Raw genomic sequence first — 287 nt, 5'->3', positions numbered from 1 at the left:
CACAAACAAGAAAGAGGTATCTTCATGACCCGAATTAAGAATATCATATCTAATCAATATCACCAACTTAGTTTAGCTGAACGTGGTCGAATTGAAGCTCTAAGGGACTTAGATTGGTCCATCCGCCGGATTGCCAAGGTACTTCATCGTGATCCCAGCACGATTTCACGTGAATTGAGACGTGGGACAACAACACAGATTAACGCTAATACACGTATCTTTGAACAGTCGTATCTGGCGGAAACTGGCGAAGCAGTTTATCGTAAGCACCGGCTAAACAGCTGTTA

The 287-nt window shown here is 43.2% G+C and carries 1 protein-coding gene; it reads left to right on the top strand.

What is annotated here, in order from left to right:
* Window positions 1–24 precede the first annotated feature (24 nt).
* Window positions 25–287, top strand: a 263-nt coding sequence (locus IV54_RS11465; RefSeq protein WP_157054339.1) for a helix-turn-helix domain-containing protein, incomplete at its 3' end; no start/stop codon positions are given.

The organism is Levilactobacillus paucivorans (genome assembly GCF_001437125.1).
Classification (GTDB): Bacteria; Bacillota; Bacilli; order Lactobacillales; family Lactobacillaceae; genus Levilactobacillus; species Levilactobacillus paucivorans.
This window is presented reverse-complemented; position numbering and strand designations above follow the sequence as displayed.